Source organism: Halanaerocella petrolearia (genome assembly GCF_054657875.1).
On record NZ_BAAHXW010000002.1, the window covers coordinates 248,727 to 268,545 of the forward strand.

Here is a 19,819-nt window from a genome sequence, read left to right on the forward strand (position 1 = left end):
AAAAGAGCAGGGAGTTAAATTAATTCCCTGCTCTTTAATATATAGTACTAGTTTCAGATATATTAGTATGTTAATTTCTTAAGTTAGCTATTGTTTATTCTATTCTTTCTAATGTTATTCTCCTTAGCGATTGAGGCAATAAAGATATCTTTTTCCCCATTATTCTTTAACTTATTGTTATAGATGGTATTATTGTCACCATAGATGCTAATTCCAGTTTTTTGATTATTGATTACTAAATTACGTTTAATTTTATTTTTTCCCATTCTTTGATCAGCTAAGATTCCATTTAAGTTAGACATTATTTCATTTTTAGTAACTTTGTTGCTTTTTCCACTAAAATAGATGCCATCTTTATTATTGTTAGTTATTTTATTTTTAGTAATTTTGTTTTCATTTCCTATAAAGTAAATTCCATATTCTCCATTATTCTTCAGTCTGTTTCTAGATAATTTATTGTCGTCTCCTTTAGAGTAAATTCCATGTTCTAGGTTGTTATTTATTTTACTTCTAGAAATTTTATTATTATCTCCTTCTAATATGATTCCTTGTTTATTATTTTTGACTGTATTTTTAATAATAGTATTTTTAGTTCCATTTAGAATATGGATTCCTTTATCTTCGTTTTCTTTTATTTCAACTCTAGTAATAGTGCTCATCTTACCAGTTATCTTAATTCCTATTGTATAGTTTTCAACTATAAGTCCTTTAACTTTAACTTGATTAGCAGATATGTTGAGTCCTATTCCTTCATTATCCCCTTTAATTACAACATTATCTTCGTCAGCTAGAATCTTAATATTATCTTGATTAATAGTAATATTTTCTGAATAGACTCCGTCTTTAATTAGAATAATATCCTTTTCTTCTGCAATATTAATAGCGTTTTGAATAGTAGCTTGATCATCAGGTACATTAATAATTCTCATAGAAAATCCCCCTCTCTAGGCAATATTCATTACATTAATATTCAAATTCATCTCTAGATGGAATAAAAAATTATATTTTAATTAAAATCAGAATAGATTAGATTGTTAATAAAAGTTGATTATTCCAGCTTTTTATTTTAACACTTCAAAATAGGACGACATAGTATATAGTACCTCAAAATTATGAGAGGGTTATTATTTGGTATTATCAAGAAAGGAGGAAAACAGTATGAGTGATGGAGTAGAAGTTCAAGGTTGTGCTGATGGTGGAATTGTTGATTTATTAAAAGGTTTAGAAGAAGATGTTGATGAAGTTATTGTTGTTGTTAAGTCAGGTGGTAATTGTAATGTCCCTAGAGATAGAGGTCCAAGAGCTGAAGATGCTGAAGTAGAATGTGGTGGTCAACGATCTAGAAGACGTAGACAGTTTTGTTGTTGTCGACATAGAGGAATCTTATGTAATGTAACTAGAAACTTTATTGTTTTAATTGGTGATAGTAAAAAGACATTTATTCCAATTGATGCTATTGCTGCAATTATTAAATTAGATTAATGAACTTAAGTCTGTAATTAACAAAGGGTAGATATTTTATCTGCCCTTTTTTGTTTAGTAATAGTTATTATAATAAATTTATTTAAAAGTTTAGAGAGGAGGAGGATATATGACAGGAAGTACTCAGACGGCTTTTATAGAAGATTTAATAGATGTTGCAACTGGATTATTGAATTATAATTCATCAACACCAATAGTAAATCCCCCAACTCCTTCTATCAATCAACAAGAAGATGATACTATAACTATTAATCAAGAAGAAGCAGAAGAAATATTAGATATTTTAAAGGGGTTAGAAGTAGAATTAGCAGAGAAAGATAATAAAATAAAGGCTTTAAAAGAAGAGAAAGAAGATCCAGATCATTTAATAGACCAGTTAGAGGAATTAGAAAGGAAAGTGTCTAAGAAAGAGGAGGAGATTAAGAGTCTAGAACAAGAAAAGAAAGATCTGAAGGATAAAGGGGGGGCAGAGGTGGTTGATAATCAAGATAAGATCAGTGATTCGAAAGGGATAAAATCTAGCAGAATAGATTATGATTTTGGAAGTGAATTAGAAAAACATGTATCTGATTTTGATTTTGTAACAGTTATAATTGTAGCTGGACAGGACTGTTGTGAGTTATCAGGCCATCTATGTAGAGTACATAGTGATTTTATAACTATAGTTAATGAAGATAAGGAATTAATTAAGATACCAATTGATAAGATAGCAGCTCTTAAAATAACTGATAATGGTGGAGGAAGTCGTAAATCTAATGAAGATAGTTCTGATGACCAAAATAACAATCAAAATTTAAACAAAGCTACACTAGAAGAAACAGAAACAGAACAGAATGATATAGCTGCTCAACAGAAGAAAGAAACTGAAGATAAAGCAGATCAGAATAATAAAAAAGATGAAAAAGAAGTTACTAAAGAGCAAGTAGAAGATGAAGAGATAGAGCAGCAGAAACATTTAGAAGCTTTATAGATTTATTATTTACATAGTTTGAGATTGATAGTCAACCAATTAATTGGTTGACTTAATTTTTTGGCTATTAACTAATTATAGTTAGGAAACATATTATATATCAGTTAAAGCAAGGAAAGGAGGGCAAGAAGGGTGCAGGAAAAGAAAGGTATAGGTATTGATAAGGAGTTATGTGATTTGGTCACTCAGGCAGAAGAGACGATAGTAGTTGTTAAATCAGGTAGTAATTGTTGTTGTTTTAAAGGTATTGTTTGTCTTTGTAAGAAAGAATTTATTATTTTAGTTCGTGATGACAGTACTGTTTTTATTCCTATAGATGCCATAGTAAGTATTATTCCTAATATAGAAGATAAAGAAGAGAAATTAGATGATGAAATGACTACTCTTATAGAAGAGGAGATAGAAGAAGATCAGAATAAGAGTCAATCTAATGATGACGTTGTTCAAGAATTTGAAGTTGAAGAGGATGAAGATGTCCAAGAAGAGGAAGTAGATAATAAAAAAACTAAAGTGGTTAAAGAAGAAAGGGATAACCAGACCATAGATATTCAAGATGATGCAGTAGAAACTAAGGAGGAAGTCGAGGAGGAAAATGATAGAGAATATTGGCCCTGTAAAATATATGGCTATGGTCGTAAGATTAGAATCAACTTTAATGGGCAAAGAAAGATAACTAATATAGATACTGTTAATATAACAGAGTTATCTATGTTAGTTAGTGATGATTCTAGTTATGAAAGTTATTTTATTAGATACTTTTCTAAAAGTAAAATTGGAGGTAAAAGTATAGAATTATCCTTATCACCAGCAGGGAGTATTGATTCTGTAGTCTGTAATAAAAAAGAAAATAAAGCAATTATCACAGGTTTAGCTTTAGTTCATATTGATGATGAAGATCAAGGTGAATGCAATTTTGAGTTAGTAATAGAAGAAGATTCAATGACTATGGAGATAACTTGTGATGGCGAGATAATAGAAAGTCGGACTCAATCCTTGAAAGGAGTCTATGCAGAGGAGCCATTTATTATTAGTAAACTTGATAAGTAAATATATGCTTTCAAAATTTAATTCTCTATGAATTTTATATTCTAGGGATTTGATTGTATTTATGGTTTTGACTTTTATTTGGCTCACTCTACGAGTTTTATAGAAACTTTTCGTGATAAGGACCATCTACACACAGCAGACGACAGATAGCAGAATTATTTTTAACGTCTTATAACGAGTTTACTACAAAGGCCTACCCTAAAAAGTAGGAAGGGGGTGATGAGAATAGGAGTCAATAATAATACTTTTTTTAGAGAGAGATTATTGAAGTTATCTAAAGAAGGAGAAGAGGTAATTGTTGTTATTCAATCAGGAGGCCTTTGTAATTTTAATTTCTCATGTTGTTGTAAATACCAAGGGATTATATGTCAGGCTACTAAAGATTTTATTATACTGATTGATTCTGGGAGAAAGATATTTATTTTAATTGATGCTATAGTTTCTGTTATTATTGGCCCTAATATATCTAATAGAAAAGATTCAACTCATAATTTGAATAGTAGAATTAGACAATCACAAGAAGATAGAAAGATTAATAGTGATGATTTCACTAAAGAAGAAGACAAAGGCCAAGTAATAGAAATAGATGATGAAAATAATAATGGCCAGATTGACCAAAAGAATGCAGGTAACGAAAGTTATAAAAATAATCTAAAAGATATACCTTCAGTTAATGACTTTAGTGTTAATAAACAGATGCAGGATAAGAACATACCTTTTAATGATATTAATAGTAAGATAAGTAATGAAAACGAGGGTATAGAAATAGATGACGAAAAAGTAAATAAAGATGAGATTGATAATTGTGGTGAGAGAGAAACTAAAGTTAAACAGAAGCAGATTGATGATAAAGAAGAATCAGTTAGTAGTGAAAATGAAGGTGAAACAAGAGCTAAGGTATATGGTTATGGGAGAAAAATTAGAATTAATTTTGAAAAAAAGAAGTCAATGGTTATTGCAGATAAGATAAATATGCTTGAGTTATCCCTAGTAGTTTATCAAGATACTAATTTTAAGGGTAGTTTTATTAATTATTTTTGTAAAGAAAAAATTGGTGGTAGAAGGATAGAATTACTAGTATCACCTGCAAAAGTAGGAAGAATTAATTCAGTAACTTATAATCAGGAACTAGAAGAAATTATAATTAAAGGAGAGGCGCTTGTATATATTGATGATCAAGATAAAGAAGTATGTAATTTTAATTTAAAATTAACAGAAGATACAGTTAATATGGAAATAAATTGTAACCAAAAGGAAATAAAAAATTATGTTGAAGGATTGACAGGAATCTGTCAGCAATCACCATTTACTATTACGAAATTCAAATCTTTGTAACAGATTATAGATAAAGGACATATTATATAACAAATTAGTACAAAGGAGGGATAAAATGGATTATAAACCAGATGTTGATAAGATAAAGGTTAAAGTGCAAGAGGCATTAGAAGGGGAAGGTATAGATCTTTATTCAAATAATGAAGAAACTGAAGCTACAGCAGAAGCCTTAGCTGAAGCTCTAGCAGAGGCTATAGCAGAAGCACTAGCTGAAGCGGAAGCAGATACAGAATCCGAATCAGAGAGTGAATCAGAGAGTGAATCAGAAAGTGAATCAGAAAGTGAATCAGAAAGTGAATCAGAAAGTGAATCAGAAAGTGAATCAGAAAGTGAATCAGAAAGTGAATCAGAAAGTGAATCAGAAAGTGAATCAGAAAGTGAATCAGAAAGTGAATCAGAAAGTGAATCAGAGAGTGAATCAGAAAGTGAATCAGAAAGTGAATCAGAGAGTGAATCAGAGAGTGAATCAGACTCAGATTCCGAATCAGATGCTGAAGCTGATGTAGAAGCTGATGCTACTTCTGAGTCACAATCAGATTCCGAAGCTGAATCAGAGTCCGAGTCAGAGTCTGAAGCTGAATCAGAGTCCGAGTCAGAGTCTGAAGCTGAATCAGAGTCCGAGTCAGATTCCGAAGCTGAATCAGAGTCCGAGTCAGAGTCTGAAGCTGAATCAGAGTCCGAGTCAGAGTCTGAAGCTGAATCAGAGTCCGAGTCAGAGTCCGAAGCTGAATCAGAATCCGAGTCAGAGTCTGAAGCTGAATCAGAATCCGAGTCAGAGTCTGAAGCTGATGCAGATTCTGAATCCGAAGCAGATGCAGAATCAAATTCCGATTCAGAAGCTACAGCTACAGCTGAAGTAGACGGTCCACCAACTCAGACCAATAATGCTAATATAAAGAATGAACAATTCAATAACTTTGCAGATGATAACTCTGATATTGATAATAATTATGATGAGGAACTAGAGAATGAAAATGAATCTGATGATGAATAATTGGCCAAAAAAGAGTTCGGCCTACTTAAATAGGCCGAACTCTTTTATTAGCAAAACTAAATTATATTAACTTAGTATTCTTGTTTTAAATAGAATATATTAGAAATGAGGAGGGATAAAATGAAAAGTAATAAACAGAATCCAAGTAAAGATAATATCAATAACTCTTATATTGAGGGAGATATTAGACAGAGAAATGATTCTGATATATATGTTACTCAGAAAAATTATATTGTAATACTTACTGGTGATTCAGATAATTCAGTTCCAAATCTAAAACCTTTAGAAGATATTTTGGGAGAAGATTTTAATTTAGCAATTGACGAAAAAGGAGAAGTTATATTCAATTCAGAGAAAATGGATGTTAAAGATTTAGAAGATGGAGCAAAGGCTTTTATTTTTGAAGAAGAAGAGGTTGAGATAGAAAAAGAAGGAGAATGAAAGAGGTAGAAGAAACTAATTTCTTTCTGATTTATTTTTTTATTATATTTGTTATTTTAGTTACATATATTAGTCAATAGTAAGGTAAATAAGGTCTTGTATATACTAGCTAGTTATTTTAATTTTAAATAGATTTTTAGTTGTAACTATAACTTACTTTAAGAGGAGGTAATACATTGTCAGTATTTAAGACAGCTAAAAAATTAAATGAACCTCAGAGTTTAGAAGTAAAGAGGCTGAGTCCTAATGGAGAAATCAAGATAACAGTTGATCAGTTAACCAAAGAACAGAGACCTGGTTATTTGGCAGTTGAAATTAATAATTATCAATTAGAAGAGAGTAGTATTCAATTCTTTGGCGTTAAGGAAGAAGGTGAAGATATTTCTGGAGAGGGAGTCAGTGCTTCTCGAGTTGATAATAATAATGGTAAATTGATAGCTTATTTTGATATGAGCAAATTAGTCAGTAAAGATCAATTTACTAGCCAAACAGTAGAGGGGGTTATTATGGTAGATAGTGGTGAGATTGGCCGACAAAGTATTTTAACGCAACCAGCTATTTACTTAGGGTGATTTACAATAATTGTAATTTGAAATCATGAACATTTTTCCTCTTGTAGCATATACTTAGTAATGAAGCCTCTTCTATAAATTAATAGAAAGGGAGGAAGATAATGTCTGTTAACTTTAAAGAAGAAGAAGTAAGAGTTGAGTATGTTGTTGTAGAAGAGACAGTTAGACGCTCTGTTAGTGGAACTTTAGAAGTTCCAAATCAGAAACCTGATATTCAAAGGGTTTTAGAAGTAGGAGTTGAGCAGGTTAAAGTCGATGATACTGGCGATAATAGTGATGTTTATGTAGAAGAAGGAGGCATTTCTCTAACAGGTGGAGCAATAGAAATGGGGGTAGTTTATGTAGCAGCTGAAGCTGACCAACCAGTTCATTTCTTCCATGATGATCTTGATTTAGCAGCTAATGGAGATATTTTTATTGAAATACCAGAGGTAGAACCAGATATGGATGTTGATGTTGATATAGAAGTATTAGATGTTAGTTATGAGATTGATCCACCTACAGATACAGTTGATGTTACAGCAGTTTTAGCTATTAGTGTTAAAGCAACAGAGACTAGATTTATTACTATTATTACTGATGTGACAGGTATTCCAGATAAGTTAATTGAGAAGGAATTATTAAGGATTGAAGATATTATTGCTGAAGATAGACATCAACAGGTAATTAAAGATAATACTTTAGAGTTGGATAATGATATTTCTCGAATATTAAAAGTAGAAGGTGGTTTAATTACCAATGTAACAGCTGAAGTAGTAGAAGGTGGAGGAGCAGTCAAGATTACAGGTGAGTTTAGAGCTAAGGTGATGTATGTAGCTGATACTGCTGCTGGAGATCAACCAGTTTATATCGAGGAAGGTACTTTTAATTTCACTAAGATAGTAGATATGCCTGAAGCTAGAGAGCAGATGAAAGCCTATGCTGATATAGATTTAAAACGTTGGAATTATAGTATTTCTAATTCCAATATAGTTAATATTGATGCAGTAGTAAGTGTTCATACTAAAGTTACTATTCCACGAGAAATTATGGCTGTTGTTGCTGTTAAAAGCGATAAAGTGAAAGTAAAAAAAGAATTAGTTAGAGTTGAAGAAATTGTTGGTGAAAATCAGGTAACTGATACTGTAGTGCAAAACTTTAATTTACCAACCGAAAAGCCAGATATTCAAAGTATTGTTGAATCTAAAGCAAACTTATTAGATGTAAGTTGTGATGTAGAAAGTGGTGGAGTAACAGTTGAAGGTATACTACAGAGTGGTGTACTTTATCGAGCAGCTGATAATACAGTGCACCATGTTTATTCTACTGAAACCGATGCTGATGAAGGATTTACTAGTTTTGTAAGCGTATCAGGAGCTCAACCAGGTATGTATTGTTATCTTGATGTAGTATTAAAGAGAGTAAGTGCTAGTAAGCAAGGAGATAGAAGTGTTAAAGTAACTGCTACTTTAAGTGAATATGTGCGAGTAACTAACTTAAGAGAATTAAGTATTGTGACTGATATAATTCCCCTTTCTCCTGTAGTTGATCAACCTGACTATGATCGTCCGTCTAGAATTATTTATGTTGTTCAGTCAGGAGATACCTTATATAAGATAGCTGCTCGCTATAATACTACTGTTGATGCTATTGTTGAAGCTAATGACATAGATAATCCAAATTATATTGATGTTGGTCAGAAGTTGATAATTCCTAAAAATATAATTGATAGACCTAGAGGGTAATTTTAAGAGCAGGGTGTATTTGCATCCTGCTTTTTTATATTAGTGTACAGTTTATAATTGACAGTTTACAGTTAAGACTATAAAGTTAAAACTTTTAAAATCATTTTAACTGCCAATCTTTAGCTGTGAGTCATGAGCTATGAGTCGTGGGCTACTTTAAATTCAAAATTATAAAGTCAAATTAATCATTTAAAATATGGAATTTATAGTAGTTTTGATCTTGAATTAAATGGTTTTGATTTAGCTCATGGCTCACGATATATGAATCATAACTGTGTCACTTTTAGTGACACAATATATCAATATTACTAACACTTATTAATAATAGGTATGATTTGAGGATTTCGTTTTGTTTCTTGATAGATAAAGTCTTGTATATTGTATTTTATTTTCTGTTTTAGTTTATCTGTTTTTTTGTCTTGATTTTGCTGTAAGGTTTTTTTAGTTAAATCTTTAATATTTTTTATTAATTCTTGAGTTTCTCTAAGATAAACAAAACCTTGAGAAATAATCTCTGGTTCTAATATATCATTATTAATAATATTAGCTATAATAGTTATAAACCCATTACGAGATAATCTTTGTCTTTCTTTAAGAACAGTTGGCCCAACATCTTGTATTTTACTACCATCAATTAATAATTTACCAGCTTCAACAGAAGATCCAAAATATGCTTGGTTAGAACTCAATTTAAGTCGAGAACCATTTTTAGCAATGAAAATATTATCTTGACTAATACCTACTTGATTTGCTAATAAAGCATGATGGTAAAGGTGACGGTATTCGCCATGAACAGGAATAAAGTATTGTGGTTTAACTAAATTAAGCATTAACTTAAGTTCTTCTTGGCAAGCATGACCTGAAGCATGTAAATTTAAATCGCTACCATACTTGACAATAGCTCCTCTTTCAAAGAGCTGATTAATACTATTAGATACTGCTAGTTCATTACCAGGAATAGGAGTAGCAGAGAAGAGCACAGTATCTCCTTTATGTATCTCAATATTTCTATGTTCACCTCTAGCTATTCTAGTTAAAGCAGCCATTGTTTCTCCTTGGCTACCTGTCATCATACATACTACTTGATTATTAGGTAACTTTTTCATTTCCCTTAAATCTATTAATAAATCATCAGGAAGATTTAGTTGTCCTAATTTACGGGCCAACTCTGTATTTTCATGCATACTACGGCCAGATATAGCTAGTTTACGATTAGTTCTAACTGTAGCATTAACAATTTCTTGGAGTCTATCTAAGTGTGAAGAAAAAGTAGCAATGATAATTCTGCCATGTGTCTGTTTGAAGAGTTGATTAATATTTTCAGCTACCACTTTTTCTGATGTTGAATAACCATTACGTTCAGCATTGGTACTATCTGATAACATGGCTAAGACTCCTTCTTCACCTAATTTGGCCAAGCTGTAAAAGTCAGTTGGTTTTCCATTGATAGGAGTCTGGTCAAACTTAAAGTCGCCTGTATATAGAATAGTACCAGCAGAAGTTTCGATGCTAATGGCAACTGCTCCAGGAATACTATGGTTAACTCTGATAAATTTGAGTTTAAAGTTACCTACCTTTTTTTCTCCTCTAGGGTTGATCTGTTTTAATTCAGTTTTTTTCAGTAATTTTCTTTCCTTTAGTTTCTTTTTAATCATTTCTAAAGTGAATTTAGTGCCATAGATAGGAAGATCCATTTCTGATAGTAAGAAAGGAATTCCTCCAATATGATCTTCATGACCATGGCTGATTAATATTCCTTTAACTCTATCTTTATTTTCAAGTAAATAGTCTAATTTAGGCATTACTAAATCTACACCTAACATTTCAGGTGTAGGGAACATAATTCCGCAATCTAAGACTAGTATTTCATTATTATACTCTACTAAGATCATATTCTTTCCAATCTCTTCTCGTCCACCTAAAGGAATAATAGAAACTTCCTCTGTCATAATATCACCTCTTTGAAGTTTAAACTTAAGATAAATTATTCTCTCTAACTTATTATCACCTAGTAAATCATTTTTTATCCAGTTAGATGTTAATAATTAATCTAGAATTAGGAATAATAAGGATATCAATCTCGATGGGAGGAAAAAGATGTCACAGTTAGGTAAATTAGTGATTATTGGAGGTGCTGAAGATAAGAAAGGCGACCCAGAAATATTAAATAAGGTAGCAGAGTTAGTAGCTAGTAAACTATTAATTATTACTACTGCTACTCAAGAACCTAAGGTAGCAGGACGAGAGTATCGAGAAATCTTTACTGAATTAGGAGTTGCAGAAGTAGAGGTTTTAAATATTAACTCTAGAGAAAAGTCTAACTGTAGAGAGTTTGTAGAAATGATAGAAGAGGCAACTGGATTGTTCTTTACTGGAGGTAATCAACTAAGAATTACAAGTTTATTAGGTGGGAGTAGAGTCTGTCATGCAATCAGAAGAGGTTATAGAGAAGGTAAAGTAATCATTGGTACAAGTGCTGGAGCTGCAGTTATGAGCCAGTTGATGATTGTAACAGGTGAAAATGATGAAAATCCTAAGCAGGGGGCTTTAAATCTAGCATTAGGTTTGGGGTTAATAGATGATGTTATTATTGATCAACATTTTTCTCAACGTGGCAGGTTAGGCAGGTTATTGACTGGTTTAGCTCATAATCCTGCTCTATTAGGTTTAGGAATTGATGAAGACACAGCAGTTATTGTAAGAGAAGATAACTGTCAGGTTATAGGGTCAGGAACAGTGACAGTAGTTGATTGTAGTCAGATAGGAACTACTAATATTTCTGATTTGGCCCGAGATGAAGCTTTAGCATTGACTAATGTTAAGTTACATATTTTAGCTAGAGGATATGGTTTTGATTTATATACTAAAGAAGTCATTAATCCTGAATAAATATCCATAATTTGGTTAAAAATAAATGCAGTTATTTTGAAGGAGGAATAGTATGAGAATTATTAATTTAAAATCAATTTCAGGGCCAAATCTTTATACTTACCAGTCAGTAATTAAGTTAGTTGTTGATTTGGAGGATTATGCTGAGGTAGATAGTGCTCAATTATCTGGTTTTAATGATAATCTGATAGACTTATTACCTGGATTAAAAGAACATTATTGTTCGTTAGGTAAGCCAGGTGGTTTTATTAAACGTTTAAGAGAAGGAACCTATTTAGGACATGTAATTGAGCATATTGCACTAGAACTATTAGTTATAGCAGGTCAGGATGTATATTATGGTAAGACAAGAGATGATAAGAGTGAAGGAATCTATGAAGTGGTTTTTGAATATCAAAATAAAGCTACTGCTTTACTGGCAGCTAAGAAGGCTGTAAATTTAGTCAGCAATTTAGTTAAGGAAGAAGAAGTTAATCGGGACAAGTTAGTTACTGAATTGAGAGAAAAGGAACGATATAGTGCTTTAGGGCCAAGTACTGCTGCTATTGCTAAAGCAGCTAAAGAAGAAGGGATTCCAGTGACTAGATTAGGTACTACTAATAGTTTAGTTCAATTAGGTTATGGGAAATATAGTCGTATGATTGAGGCTACTATTGGTGAGAGTACATCTTGTGTAGGTGTTGATATTTCCTGCAATAAAGATCAAACTAGAAAGTTGTTACAAGATATGGGTTTACCAACGCCTAGAGGAAAAGTGGTAAAAACTTTAGAAGAGGTAATTAGATTTCAGTCACAATTAGATAAACCAGTAATTACTAAGCCAATCAATGGCAATCAAGGTAAAGGTGTTAGTTTAAATTTAAGTACTCCTATTGAATTAAAAGAAGGAATAGATAAGGCTCAAGAATATAGTAGAAGTATATTGGTTGAGGAGTATATCTCAGGTAATGATTATCGGCTACTAGTAGTTGGAGATGAAGTAGTTGCTGCAGCTAAGCGAGTTCCAGCTTATATAGTAGGAGATGGAGAGCAGACTATAGAAGAATTAATAGTTGAATTGAATCAGGATCCTAGACGAGGTATAGGCCATGAAAAACCACTAACTAAAGTGCAGATTAACAGATCACTTAAAGCTAACTTATCTATTATAGGGTATGATCTAAGTTCAATCCCAGTAGAAGGAGAAAGGGTATATCTTCAACAGACAGCTAATTTAAGTACAGGAGGAACTGCCGTCGACTGTACTGAGAAAGTCCATCCTATGAATAAAAAGTTAGCTATTAGAGCAGCCAAGACAATAGGTTTAAATATAGCAGGAGTTGATTTAATAACCTCTGATATTAGTCAACCACTTTCTGAAGAAGGTGCTATTATTGAAGTTAATGCTGCTCCTGGTATTAGGATGCATCATTATCCTAGCCAAGGACAGTCTAGAGATGTGGCTCAGAAGATAGTAGAGTTTCTTAATCCAGCTAGGATTCCAATTATTTCAGTAACTGGAACTAATGGTAAAACAACGACAGTAAGAATGATAGCTAGTATCTTATCAGAGGCAGGAATTAAAGTAGGGCAGGCAGTAACTGGTGGGATTCAAATAGGTGATGAAGTAATTTTAGAAGGGGATACAACAGGGCCATTAAGTGCTCAAACGGTCTTAAGACACCAAGAGGTGGAAGCGGCTGTTTTAGAGACGGCTCGAGGTGGTATTTTACGTAGTGGTTTAGGTTATGATTGGAGTGATATTGGAATCATCACTAATATTACTGCTGATCATTTAGGGCAAGATGGTGTTGAAACAGTAGAAGAATTAGCCGATATCAAATCGTTAGTAATAGAGAGAACTCGAAAGAATGGATATGCTATCTTAAATGCAGATGATCCACAAGTGGTAGATCTAGCTGAAAGAAGTAATGCCCAAGGAGTTATTTATTGTAGCTTAGAAGAGAATTTAGTAGTTCAAAGGCATTGCGAGGAATCTAAACCAGCGACTTATGTAAAAGAAGGAAATTTAGTCTTATTTGATGGAGAGGATGAACTCCCGGTAATGGCTATAGATAGATTACCAGCTGCTCAATCTGGACGTGCTAAACATATTCTAGAGAATGCCTTATTTGCTATAGCAGCTGGATTTGCATATGGTATTCCAACCTTTATTATCCGGACTGCTTTGCAGAGGTTTGGAGCGAAAGTTACAGATAACCCAGGACGATTAAATGTAATTACTAACAGTCAATTTACTACTATTATTGATTATGGCCATAATCCTGCTGGTTATCAGGCTACTTTAAGTTTTGCCCAAGAGTTAGTTGAAGGAGAGTTGATTGGAGTTATTGGAGTACCAGGTAATAGAAAGAATAGTTTAATTGAGGAAACAGGTAAGGTGGCTGGTTCTTATCTTGATCAAGTAATTATTAAAGAGGATAGTAAGTTAAAAGGTAGAGAAAAAGGAGAAGTAGCTCAGTTACTTAAAAGAGGAGTTTTAGAAACTGGTCTAGAGGAAGTAACAGTTGAATTAGATGAGAAAGAAGCCTTTAAAACAGGATTGGGTCAAGCTAAAGAAGGAGATGTAGTAGTTGTCTTCTATGAACAAGATTTAGATAAGTTAATAGAGTTAGCAGAAGATCCGGATTTAATAACAGAAGATAATATTGAAGAAAAGGTTTCTTAAAGCCTGATTTCAGGAAGATGAAGGAGTTTAGTAGTAAGTAGTTAAATAAGAAGATACAATACATATTATATATAGTTTTGAGGTGACTAGAAGTGGACTTAAAGGCATATGCTAAAATCAACTTAACTTTAGATGTATTAGGTAAACGAGAGGATGGTTATCATGAAGTAGAAATGATTATGCAGACTATTGATTTATATGATCGATTATCATTCTCTCAGATTGATACAGGAATAGAGATTGAAACTAATCATCCTTATCTTCCTACTGGAAAGAACAATTTAGTTTATCAGGCTGCTGAATTATTGTTTGATGAATTTAATCCAACAAGTGGAATAAAGATTAGAATTGATAAACAGATACCTCTAGCAGCAGGCTTAGCAGGTGGTAGTACTAATGCTGCTGCTACTTTAGTAGCTATCAATCAACTTTGGGATTTAGGATTAAGTAAAGAAGAATTAGCCATTAGAGGTGCTAAGTTAGGAGCAGATGTACCTTTTTGTATTGAAGGAGGAACACAACTGGCTACAGGAACTGGTACAGATCTTGAGAAGTTGCCAGCTGTTTCTGAATTATATTTAGTAGTAGTCAATCCTCCACTAGAAGTTTCTACGGCACAAGTCTATCAGAACTTACCTTTATCAGATATTACAGATCATCCACAGACTGAAAAAGTTATTAATGCCTTGAAAAGAGAAGATAAAATAGAAGTAGTTTCTAATATGGATAATGTATTAGAGAATGCTACTTTACAGTTATATCCTGAGGTAGCTAAATTAAAGGATAAAATGAATCAATGGGCTGATAAAGTTTTGATGTCTGGTAGCGGGCCAACTATTTTAGGCTTTGTAGAGAGGAAAGAAGAGGTTAAGAAGGTAAAAGAAAAAATAGAGCAGGAATTAACTACTGATCACCGAGTTTTAGTGGCTAAGACAGTTGATCAAGGAATAGAAGGAATATAGTTTTAAGTAAATTGTCCTGTAATTAATAAAGGAGGGGCAAAGATGCTAGACGCCATTATTCTAGCTGGTGCTAAAAATACAGGTAAGTTTAGTTCAGTAAGTAATCAACAGTATGAAGCTCTAATTGAGGTGGGGGGCCAACCTATGGTTAAGTATATAATTGAGACATTACAGCAGGTTGCTTTAATGGATAAAATTATAGGAGTTGGCCCATCAGAGTTAAAGCAACAGGGAATAGATATTTTAGTACCAGATCAAGATTCATTGCTAGAAAATATTAAATTTGGTTTACAGACAGCAAATAGTCCCTATGTTTTACTGATAACATCAGATATTCCTTTACTTACTACAGAGGCTATTGACTCTTTTTTAGCCCAATGTAAGAATGTAAACAATGCTTTTTATTATCCAATAATCCCCAAAGTAGATTTAGAAGAAATGTTTCCTCAAGCTAAGAAGACATACTTTAAATTAGAAGAAGGTACTTTTACAGGAGGTAATCTGTTTTTACTTAATCGGAAGATTCTCTTAGAGCTAGAGGAAGAATTAATTAAAGTTTTAGAATTTAGAAAGAAACCTTGGCGACTAGTTCGGTTATTAGGATTAAAGTTTATCTTTAAATTTTGGACTGGCACTCTGTGTCTAACAGAAGTAGAAGAAAGAATTAACGAATTATTTGGTTATTCTGGTCAAGGGATAATTCTCTCTTATCCAGAAGTTGGTTTTGATATCGATGAAGTACATCAGTTGGATTTAATAGAAGAAGTCTATTATAACTCTTTGCAATTTACAAATTAATAATTTAATGATATGATTAAACCAAAGAATGACCCCTTTTTTTGGAAAGAATATTCGGAAGGAGTGTCGGTTCTAAAAGATGAAGATGCGACGAAGTGAAAGAATTGTAGCTGTAACTAAGATATTAACTGATAATCCGTATAAGTTAATTTCATTAAATTGTTTTACTAAACGATTTGATGCTGCTAAATCAACAATTAGTGAGGATTTAGCGATTATTAAAGAAGTATTTGCTCAAGAAGAGATGGGGAAAGTAGAGACTGTGTCTGGTGCTGCTGGAGGAGTACGTTTTATTCCTAGTAAAGGAGAAAGTGATATCCAAGATACAGTATCTGATGTTTGTAAGGAACTTTCTGATTCTGACAGAATTTTACCTGGTGGTTATATATATATGACTGATTTGATCTTTAATCCAGATTTGATGTCTGATATCGGTAAAATATTTGCTACTAAATTTTCTGATGTAGAATCTGATTATATAATTACTATGGAAACAAAGGGTATTCCAATTGCTCTAATGGTGGCTCGAGCTTTGAATTTACCATTAGTTAGTATTAGACGAGACAGCAGAGTTACTGAAGGATCAGTAGTTAGTATTAACTATGTAACAGGTTCTTCACAAAAGATAGAAACAATGTCTTTAGCTCGTAGGGCTTTACCAGAAGGGTCTAAAGTAATAATTATTGATGATTTTATGAAAGCTGGAGGAACAGCTAAAGGGATGTTAGATTTAATGGCTGAATTTAAAGCTGAAGTAGAAGAAATAGGAGTATTAGTTGAAACTGCTATTCCAGAGGATAAATTAGTTGATAATTATACATCTTTAGTGGTATTAGAGGAAGTAGATAGAATTAAACAGGAGATTGTTGTTAAGCCTAGTTCTTGGATAGATGGTTTGGGTTAATTAATAGAAAAAAGGGGGGATAGGATGTCAGATGTAAAAGATACTACTCCAATTTATTCTATTGGAGTAGTCAAAAAGAAGACTGGTCTAACAGGAAGACAGATTCGTTATTATGAAGAGTGTCAGTTGATCGAACCAGCAAGAACTGAAGGAAACCAAAGGATTTATTCTGAGCAGGATATCAAACGATTAAAAAGGATAAAAGATCTACTAGAAGAAGGTCTGAATATAGCTGGAGTTAAAAAGAAGTTAAGTTCTATACAGCATAAGAAAAATGAAAAAAAAGAAGATGATACTAGCCCAGCTTATGATGGAAGACCTTTAAATAAATTTAGTCGTGGGCAGCAAAGTGGATTGACCTCTCTTTATCCAGTATCAGATAGGGCTCAGTTATATGAAGTATTAGGTGGAGAAGATACAGATTAGAGTAAGACTCCCGTAATTAAAAACGGGGGTTCTATTTTTTGATAGACATTTATTTTAATTGTAGGAATTCAAAACCTTTAAATTAAAAAACTAGATCCTTACAGTTTTTGTGTTCTAAATATTAATTAGATTTTACTTTTATAATCAAAATTATTTTCTCTAGTATAAAGTATGCATGATTAATGTTAGTCTTGGATATAATAATTTTGACTTCAACTTGACTGTTTGTTATAATACATTTGATTTAGCAGGTTTTACTACAGAAAACAACATTATTATAAAAAAGTATTGGCTCTTTTATAGCAATGGAGAATTGCTCCATTGTTTTGTTTTTAAGTTTGTTGGATTTAAAAATGGAGCTTAAGGAAGGGGCCATTATGAAGATTTATCTGGATACAGATGACTTATATAACGTTGAGTTGTATGAACATAAATTGGCTGTTATTTTAGGTCGAGGAAAAAGGCTAAAGCGAATGTTGAGTAGATTTCCTACTGAATCTGATTTTAAAGCGGCCTCTTTGGATGAGATTGCTAAAATATTAAAGATTAAGAATAAGAACTCTAAAATTTTATGCCAATTAGATGAATTGGATAAGACATATCAGCGTTTAACTGACCCAAAGTTTAATTTAGATCTAAGTAATAAGCCTACAGCAGAAACTATTATGTGTGTAGATACTGAATATTTATGGAGTGATTTAGATTCAATTCAGTATGCTGCATATAATGGTAAGCAGTGGAGAGTAGGTCTTATTTTTACTAATTCAGAACTGGCTCCTGCAGTAGAAATTAAAGAAGGAATTGATCTATTAAAAGAGATAATTCAGGATATTCAGCCCGATATCTTTGTAGGTCATAATTTCAATTGTGATATTACTGTCTTAGAAAAAGGATATAATAATAAATTACCTGTTCTACATAATTATGATGATACTTTACAGATGGTAAGGCAGAGCAATGTATCCAATATTATTGGTGGAGCTAGTCTTGATCAGATTATTGAAAAGATATTTTCTGATGGAACAGTAGGTTTATTTAATGCTTATCAAGATTTAGATTTATTTATTAAGTATGGAATTAAAGATGCCATTTATCCTATCTATGCTAGAGATTATTTTATGACTGGTGAGCTGCCAGATGTAGAGCCTAGCTTAGATATAGATCAGATTATCAGGTCTGATGTTTGGAGTCTAATAGAGTTTCAATCGATTTCTTTAAAGGGGGATAATTGATGTCGAAGTTAGCAGTAGTTACTTTGGCAGCTGGAAAAGGTACTAGAATGAAATCAAAGCTACCTAAGGTGTTACATAAAGTTGCTGGTAAGAGTATGGTGCAGCATGCAGTGGATACTGCTGAAGAATTAGAACCATTACATAATATGGTAGTAGTAGGTTATAAGGCTAAGCAAGTAGAGAGTGAAACAGAAGGAGACTTAGATTTTGTAATCCAAGAAGAACAGCTAGGAACTGGTCATGCAGTAATGCAAGCTCAGGATCAGCTAGCTGATTTTGAAGGTACTATTCTAGTAATGTATGGTGATACTCCATTATTGACTGCTGATACTTTGCAAAAACTAGTTACAACGCATCAGGAGGAGTCAGCAGCAGCTACAATTTTGACTGCTAAAGTAGATGATCCTAGTGGTTACGGGCGGATTGTTCGTGATCAGTCTGGTAAAGTAGTCAAGATTGTAGAGGATAAAGATACGACTACAGAAGAAGCAAAGATTGATGAGATTAATACAGGTATCTGTTGTTTTGATAGTCAGTTATTATGGAAGGCTTTAGATAATTTAACCTGTGATAATGCTCAAGGCGAGTATTATTTAACTGATGTAGCTGGGATTTTAGCTCAGCAGGAAGAGTTAGTTACTGCAGTAGTAGCTCCAGATAGAAGAGAGACTGTAGGAGTTAATACTAGAGCTCATTTGGCTAAAGCTGAATCAATCTTAAGAACTAGAGTCTGTAATCGACATCTAGAAGAAGGAGTTACTATTATTGATCCAGAGAATACTTACATAGATAGTGAAGTAGAAATTGGTCAAGATAGTATTATATATCCTTTTACATTTTTAGAAGGAGATACAAAGCTAGGGAGTGAAGTTATAGTTGGGCCACGTAGTAGAATAATTGATTCCACGATTGGTAGCGGTGTGGAGATTGAATCTTCAACAGTTATTGAAAGTAAAGTTGGAGCTGAGACAGTAGTTGGCCCTTATGCTTACTTAAGGCCAGGTACTAAAGTAGGACGTAAAGCTAAAATAGGTGATTTTGTAGAAGTCAAGAAGTCAGAAGTTGGAGATGGATCTAAGGTGCCTCATTTAAGCTATATTGGTGATACTACAATTGGACGGAATACTAATATTGGTGCTGGAAGTATTACAGCTAATTATGATGGAGAAGAAAAACATAGAACTATTATTGGAGATGATGTATTTGTAGGTAGTGATTCAACTTTAATAGCGCCTGTAAGAGTAGGAGATAATGCTATTACTGGAGCAGGAGCAGTGGTTACTAAAGATGTTGAATCAGAACAGACAGTAGTAGGTGTTCCAGCCAAGCCAAAGGATAAGGATACTAATCAAGGTGATTAACTATAAATTAGGAG

The 19,819-nt window shown here is 32.7% G+C and carries 18 protein-coding genes; 16 read left to right on the plus strand and 2 right to left on the minus strand.

What is annotated here, in order from left to right; all coding sequences use genetic code 11:
• Positions 1–83: 83 nt before the first annotated feature.
• Positions 84–929: a right-handed parallel beta-helix repeat-containing protein gene (locus tag ACYQ39_RS08455; RefSeq protein WP_459842096.1), complete on the minus strand. Its 846-nt coding sequence runs from the start codon at positions 927–929 to the stop codon at positions 84–86.
• A gap of 229 nt (positions 930–1,158) precedes the next feature.
• Between ACYQ39_RS08455 and ACYQ39_RS08460 the strand changes: the two genes are divergently transcribed.
• The 8 genes from ACYQ39_RS08460 to ACYQ39_RS08495 all read left to right on the plus strand — a co-directional run bounded on the left by ACYQ39_RS08460 (position 1,159) and on the right by ACYQ39_RS08495 (position 8,565).
• Positions 1,159–1,482 carry a hypothetical protein gene (locus ACYQ39_RS08460; RefSeq protein WP_459842098.1) on the plus strand — a complete coding sequence of 108 codons (324 nt, stop codon included), beginning with the start codon at positions 1,159–1,161 and terminating at the stop codon, positions 1,480–1,482.
• A gap of 109 nt (positions 1,483–1,591) precedes the next feature.
• Positions 1,592–2,452: a hypothetical protein gene (locus tag ACYQ39_RS08465; RefSeq protein WP_459842099.1), complete on the plus strand. Its 861-nt coding sequence runs from the start codon at positions 1,592–1,594 to the stop codon at positions 2,450–2,452.
• Between the two features lie 132 nt (positions 2,453–2,584).
• Positions 2,585–3,499, plus strand: coding sequence for a hypothetical protein (locus tag ACYQ39_RS08470; RefSeq protein ID WP_459842101.1), 915 nt, complete (start codon positions 2,585–2,587; stop codon positions 3,497–3,499).
• 219 nt (positions 3,500–3,718) lie between these two features.
• Entirely contained in the window at positions 3,719–4,834 is a 1,116-nt protein-coding gene (locus tag ACYQ39_RS08475) for a hypothetical protein (protein ID WP_459842102.1), read from the plus strand.
• Positions 4,835–4,889: 55 nt separating this feature from the next.
• Entirely contained in the window at positions 4,890–5,828 is a 939-nt protein-coding gene (locus ACYQ39_RS08480) for a hypothetical protein (RefSeq protein WP_459842104.1), read from the plus strand.
• Between the two features lie 120 nt (positions 5,829–5,948).
• Complete coding sequence (locus ACYQ39_RS08485) at positions 5,949–6,269, plus strand: hypothetical protein (protein WP_459842105.1); 321 nt, start codon at positions 5,949–5,951, stop codon at positions 6,267–6,269.
• A gap of 176 nt (positions 6,270–6,445) precedes the next feature.
• The gene (locus tag ACYQ39_RS08490) at positions 6,446–6,841 is read left to right on the plus strand and encodes a hypothetical protein (protein WP_459842107.1); all 396 of its coding nucleotides are present in this window, start codon (positions 6,446–6,448) and stop codon (positions 6,839–6,841) included.
• A 101-nt stretch (positions 6,842–6,942) separates the two neighbouring features.
• Positions 6,943–8,565 carry a DUF3794 and LysM peptidoglycan-binding domain-containing protein gene (locus tag ACYQ39_RS08495; RefSeq protein WP_459842109.1) on the plus strand — a complete coding sequence of 541 codons (1,623 nt, stop codon included), beginning with the start codon at positions 6,943–6,945 and terminating at the stop codon, positions 8,563–8,565.
• Between the two features lie 308 nt (positions 8,566–8,873).
• Here ACYQ39_RS08495 and ACYQ39_RS08500 read toward each other — a convergent pair whose 3' ends face one another.
• Positions 8,874–10,514 carry a ribonuclease J gene (locus ACYQ39_RS08500; RefSeq protein WP_459842111.1) on the minus strand — a complete coding sequence of 547 codons (1,641 nt, stop codon included), beginning with the start codon at positions 10,512–10,514 and terminating at the stop codon, positions 8,874–8,876.
• 148 nt (positions 10,515–10,662) lie between these two features.
• Between ACYQ39_RS08500 and ACYQ39_RS08505 the strand changes: the two genes are divergently transcribed.
• The 8 genes from ACYQ39_RS08505 (at position 10,663) to glmU (ending at position 19,805) form a co-directional block, all read left to right on the plus strand.
• The gene (locus ACYQ39_RS08505) at positions 10,663–11,454 is read left to right on the plus strand and encodes a cyanophycinase (protein WP_459842112.1); all 792 of its coding nucleotides are present in this window, start codon (positions 10,663–10,665) and stop codon (positions 11,452–11,454) included.
• Between the two features lie 52 nt (positions 11,455–11,506).
• Positions 11,507–14,122, plus strand: coding sequence for a cyanophycin synthetase (gene cphA, locus ACYQ39_RS08510; RefSeq protein ID WP_459842114.1), 2,616 nt, complete (start codon positions 11,507–11,509; stop codon positions 14,120–14,122).
• 92 nt (positions 14,123–14,214) lie between these two features.
• Entirely contained in the window at positions 14,215–15,084 is an 870-nt protein-coding gene (gene ispE, locus ACYQ39_RS08515; protein WP_459842116.1) for a 4-(cytidine 5'-diphospho)-2-C-methyl-D-erythritol kinase, read from the plus strand.
• A 42-nt stretch (positions 15,085–15,126) separates the two neighbouring features.
• Entirely contained in the window at positions 15,127–15,882 is a 756-nt protein-coding gene (locus ACYQ39_RS08520; protein ID WP_459842118.1) for an NTP transferase domain-containing protein, read from the plus strand.
• A 79-nt stretch (positions 15,883–15,961) separates the two neighbouring features.
• Positions 15,962–16,786, plus strand: a complete 825-nt coding sequence (purR, locus tag ACYQ39_RS08525) for a pur operon repressor (RefSeq protein WP_459842120.1) — start codon at positions 15,962–15,964, stop codon at positions 16,784–16,786.
• A 24-nt stretch (positions 16,787–16,810) separates the two neighbouring features.
• Positions 16,811–17,212 (plus strand): MerR family transcriptional regulator, encoded by a 402-nt coding sequence (locus tag ACYQ39_RS08530; RefSeq protein ID WP_459842122.1) that lies wholly within the window; start codon positions 16,811–16,813, stop codon positions 17,210–17,212.
• Between the two features lie 377 nt (positions 17,213–17,589).
• Positions 17,590–18,444, plus strand: a complete 855-nt coding sequence (locus ACYQ39_RS08535) for a hypothetical protein (RefSeq protein WP_459842124.1) — start codon at positions 17,590–17,592, stop codon at positions 18,442–18,444.
• Positions 18,444–19,805 carry a bifunctional UDP-N-acetylglucosamine diphosphorylase/glucosamine-1-phosphate N-acetyltransferase GlmU gene (gene glmU, locus ACYQ39_RS08540; RefSeq protein ID WP_459842125.1) on the plus strand — a complete coding sequence of 454 codons (1,362 nt, stop codon included), beginning with the start codon at positions 18,444–18,446 and terminating at the stop codon, positions 19,803–19,805. Before ACYQ39_RS08535 ends, glmU begins: the two co-directional genes overlap by 1 nt.
• Positions 19,806–19,819 lie beyond the last annotated feature (14 nt).